We start from the raw sequence: 4,603 nt of genomic DNA, 5'->3' as shown, positions 1-4,603 counted from the left end.
GCGCGTGCGAGCCCCCCGGTGCCCAGTTGAATGCCGCCGTACCAACGAATAACCAGTACGACGACTTGATCGCAATCTTGAGCTTCAATCGCTGAAAGAATCGGACGCCCCGCAGTGCCGCCGGGTTCGCCATCGTCGCTGCTGCGGTATTGACCCCCCAGTTTCCAGGCCCAGCAATTGTGCGTGGCGTTAAGGTTGCTGTGCTGTTCGATAAAGTCTTGAGCTTGCTGGGCGCTGGTGATGGGGGCCGCCAAGGTGATGAAACGGCTTTTGCGGATTTCTTCACGGTATTCGCAAAGGTCGGTCAGGGTAGAGGGCATGTAGTTTCCGAACTGTGACGGTGGGCATGGGGCCGAAATTGACGTTAGCGCGTCGCCTCGAGGCTCTCAAGAAAACTTTCGAGAACTAGATGTGGCCGCCGACCTTTGCGGGTAACTGATGCAAGGCTTAGGTCATAGAAGCGCGTTTTAGCTTTCAAGGCGCGAAGACGACCTTGCTGAACCCAGAAGCTGGCGTAGTGATCGGGCAGATAGCCGATGTAGCGCCCAGTCAAAATCAAGAACGCCATACCTTCTCGATCTGATGCACTGGCGGTGCAGTTGAGGGCTTGGTAGTGCGCTTGAATATCTGCGGGCAGGCGGAATGTCGGGGCAATTGCATCTTGATCGTTGAGGCGCTGGTCTTCCAGTTGTCGGTCGTCGACATAGAACAAAGGATGACCGACGGCGCAGTATAAAAGCGAACGCTCGCTGTATAGAGGTTGATATTCGAGCCCGGAAAGCGCGCTGGCTTGAGGTACAACGCCTACATGCAGGCGACCGTCGAGTACACCTTGCTCTACCTCGTTGGGCGCGATCATACGAATATGGATGTGCACGTCAGGCCCGCGCTCCTTGAGTTGCGCCAGAGCATGGGTGATACGCATGTGGGGCAGGGTGACAAGATTGTCTGTGAGGCCGATCGTCAACTCGCCTCGCAGGTGGTGATGCAAGCCGTTGACCTCGGTGCGAAAACTTTCTAGTGCGACTAATAATTGCAGTGCAGACTGATAAACCTCGCGGCCTTCTTCTGTCAGAGAAAACCCAGCCCGACCTCGTTGGCATAGGCGTAAACCCAAGCGTTGTTCTAGGTCGCTCATTTGCTGGCTGATTGCCGAGCGCCCAATTCCGAGTACGGTTTCGGCGGCAGAGAATCCACCGCATTCAACAACGCTGCGAAAGATACGAAGCAATCGAATATCAAAGTCGCTGACTTGTGCCAATGCATCGGACCGGCGAGTACTCATAGTTTAGTCCTGGCCTAACTAAAGGTTAGAAGAGTTGGATTTCATCGACTTTATAGGCGTGGCAATTTAGCTGCAACAACGCTTTCAATCCCACGCCGTTTTCTGCTTTGCGAGGTTTTGCCGATGAACATGCCCGAGAACGCCGAGATATCAGTGACCAGCCAGCTTAAGTTGGATGCGCACTGGATGCCTTACACCGCTAACCGTAACTTCCATCGTGATCCTCGTTTTATCGTCGCAGCGAAAGGGAGCTATCTTACGGACGATAAGGGTCGGCAGATTTACGACTCGTTGTCAGGTCTGTGGACTTGTGGCGCAGGGCATACCCGCACAGAAATTCAAGAGGCTGTGGCCAAGCAATTAGGGACGCTCGATTATTCGCCAGCGTTCCAGTACGGACACCCGTTGTCATTCCAGCTGGCAGAGAAAATTACCTCGCTGACGCCTGGCAACCTCAATCACGTGTTTTTCACCGACTCAGGGTCTGAGTGTGCGGATACCGCGGTGAAGATGGTTCGCGCTTACTGGCGTCTGAAAGGTCAGTCGACTAAAACCAAGATGATTGGTCGTGCCCGTGGTTATCACGGCGTGAACATTGCCGGCACGAGCCTGGGCGGTGTGAACGGTAACCGCAAACTGTTTGGTCAAGCGATGAGTGACGTTGATCACTTGCCGCACACACTACTGGCGAGCAACGCGTTTTCTCGCGGGATGCCGGAGCAGGGTGGTATTGCATTGGCTGATGAGCTGCTCAAGTTGATCGAGTTGCATGACGCCTCGAATATCGCTGCGGTGTTTGTTGAGCCTATGGCGGGTTCGGCCGGTGTGCTAGTGCCGCCTCAGGGTTATCTGAAACGTCTGCGGGAAATCTGTGATCAACACAACATCCTGTTGGTATTCGATGAAGTGATTACCGGTTTTGGTCGTACAGGTTCAATGTTTGGTGCTGACAGCTTTGGCGTGACACCGGATTTGATGTGCATTGCCAAACAAGTCACAAACGGTGCGATTCCAATGGGGGCGGTGATCGCTAGCACTGAGATCTATCAGACATTCATGAATCAGCCGACGCCAGAGTACGCGGTCGAATTCCCACACGGCTATACCTATTCAGCTCACCCAGTAGCCTGTGCTGCGGGCTTGGCGGCGCTGGATTTGCTGCAAAAAGAAAGCCTGGTGCAAAGCGTGGCTGAAGTTGCACCGCATTTTGAGAGTGCGATTCACGGTTTGAAGGGCGTGAAAAACGTTATAGACATTCGTAACTACGGTCTGGCTGGGGCCATTCAACTTGCTCCGCGTGATGGTGATGCGATTGTTCGTCCATTCGATGCGGCAATGAAGTTGTGGAAAGCTGGCTTCTACGTACGTTTTGGTGGGGATACCCTGCAGTTTGGACCAACCTTTAATAGTAAGCCGCAAGACTTGGATCGCTTGTTCGATGCGGTCGGCGAAGCGCTGAATCAAATAGACTGATCCTTCTATATATAGAAGCGGTTTTTGGAATAGAGCCAGGCGCGCAGCGTTCGCGCCTGTGGACAACTTTTTGGAGCATCCATGAGCACCATTCAACATTTCATCAATGGCGAACTGCTGAGCGACTCTGGCCGTACTGCTGATGTGTATAATCCGTCGACCGGTAAAGTGATTCATCAAGTGCCGCTGGCCAGTCGCGAAACCATTCAAAAAGCGATTGATTCGGCCAAGGCTGCTTTCCCCGCATGGCGTAATACGCCACCGGCTAAGCGCGCTCAGGTGATGTTCCGCTTCAAGCAACTGCTGGAGCAGAATGAGGCGCGCATCTCTCAGTTGATCAGTGAAGAGCACGGTAAGACGCTGGAAGACGCCGCGGGCGAGCTGAAGCGCGGAATTGAAAACGTTGAGTTCGCCTGTGCTGCGCCAGAAATCTTGAAGGGCGAATACAGCCGTAACGTAGGCCCAAATATTGATGCTTGGTCGGACTTCCAGCCGTTGGGTGTGGTTGCAGGTATTACGCCTTTCAACTTCCCGGCCATGGTTCCGCTTTGGATGTACCCGTTGGCCATTGTTTGCGGTAACTGCTTCATCCTTAAGCCTTCGGAGCGTGATCCAAGCTCAACGTTGTTGATTGCACAGCTGTTACATGAAGCCGGTTTGCCTAAAGGCGTGCTGAGTGTCGTGCATGGAGACAAAGGCGCGGTGGATGCGCTGATCGAAGCACCGGAAGTTAAAGCGCTGAGTTTTGTTGGATCGACGCCGATTGCTGAGTACATCTATGCCGAAGGCACCAAGCGCGGCAAGCGTATTCAGGCATTGGGTGGTGCTAAGAACCATGCGGTGCTGATGCCAGATGCGGATCTGGATAACGCAGTGAGTGCATTGATGGGCGCGGCGTACGGCTCTTGCGGTGAGCGTTGTATGGCGATTTCGGTTGCAGTGTGTGTCGGTGACCAAGTGGCTGACGCGTTGGTGGCTAAGCTGGCCCCACAAATTAAGGCGCTGAAAATCGGTGCAGGCACTTCTTGCGGCCTAGATATGGGGCCGTTGGTCACGGGCCAAGCGCGTGACAAGGTCAGTGGGTATGTGGAGGATGGCGTTGCATCTGGTGCTGAGCTGGTCGTCGATGGTCGTGGTTTGAGTGTGAAAGATCACGAAGACGGCTTCTTCTTGGGGGGGTGTCTTTTCGACCGTGTCACGCCAGAGATGCGCATCTATAAAGAAGAGATTTTTGGTCCAGTACTGTGCATCGTGCGAGTGAACAGCCTGGAAGAAGCCATGCAACTGATCAATGAGCACGAGTACGGTAACGGCACTTGCATCTTCACTCGTGATGGTGAGGCGGCTCGTCTGTTCTGTGACGAGATTGAAGTGGGTATGGTTGGGGTCAACGTTCCGCTGCCGGTGCCAGTGGCCTATCACAGCTTTGGTGGCTGGAAGCGCTCTTTGTTTGGTGATCTTCATGCCTATGGGCCGGATGGTGTACGTTTCTACACCCGGCGCAAGGCGATCACCCAGCGTTGGCCGCAACGTGCCAGCCACGAAGCGTCGCAATTTGCCTTCCCGAGTCTTTAGCGTTTACTTGAACTCTGTTGAGTCCAATATAAGAAGAGAGGCCAGCCGCCAGGCTGGCCTCTGCTTTTAAGGCTTTATGACGGAATCATGAATTTAAGGCTTGACTCAAATTTCTAGCGGCCTATAATCTGCCCCACTTCCGGCGCAGTCGAAACGGAAAACTCCTTGAATATCAATGAGTTGGATATGTTTTGACGGTGCTAGCTTCAAATCATCGAGGCAGGAAGTGGGGTGTTGACAGCGGCGTGTAACGCTGTAGAATTCGCCTCC

4 protein-coding genes are annotated in these 4,603 nt (G+C 53.7%); 2 read left to right on the top strand and 2 right to left on the bottom strand.

Annotated elements, in window-relative coordinates; genetic code table 11:
* Nucleotides 1–320, bottom strand: a 320-nt coding sequence (locus AQS70_RS07770; protein ID WP_162233882.1) for an IMPACT family protein, incomplete at its 3' end; no start/stop codon positions are given.
* Nucleotides 321–364: 44 nt separating this feature from the next.
* Nucleotides 365–1,285: a LysR family transcriptional regulator gene (locus AQS70_RS07765; RefSeq protein ID WP_055102288.1), complete on the bottom strand. Its 921-nt coding sequence runs from the start codon at nt 1,283–1,285 to the stop codon at nt 365–367.
* A gap of 123 nt (nt 1,286–1,408) precedes the next feature.
* Between AQS70_RS07765 and aptA the strand changes: the two genes are divergently transcribed.
* Nucleotides 1,409–2,758, top strand: a complete 1,350-nt coding sequence (gene aptA / locus AQS70_RS07760) for an omega-aminotransferase AptA (RefSeq protein WP_055102287.1) — start codon at nt 1,409–1,411, stop codon at nt 2,756–2,758.
* 81 nt (nt 2,759–2,839) lie between these two features.
* Nucleotides 2,840–4,333, top strand: coding sequence for a CoA-acylating methylmalonate-semialdehyde dehydrogenase (locus AQS70_RS07755; protein ID WP_055102286.1), 1,494 nt, complete (start codon nt 2,840–2,842; stop codon nt 4,331–4,333).
* Nucleotides 4,334–4,603: the final 270 nt, after the last annotated feature.

The organism is Pseudomonas endophytica (assembly GCF_001411475.1).
Lineage (GTDB): Bacteria > Pseudomonadota > Gammaproteobacteria > Pseudomonadales > Pseudomonadaceae > Aquipseudomonas > Aquipseudomonas endophytica.
The sequence above is the reverse complement of the archived record's forward strand: the minus strand, read 5'-3'. Positions and strand labels throughout refer to the sequence as shown.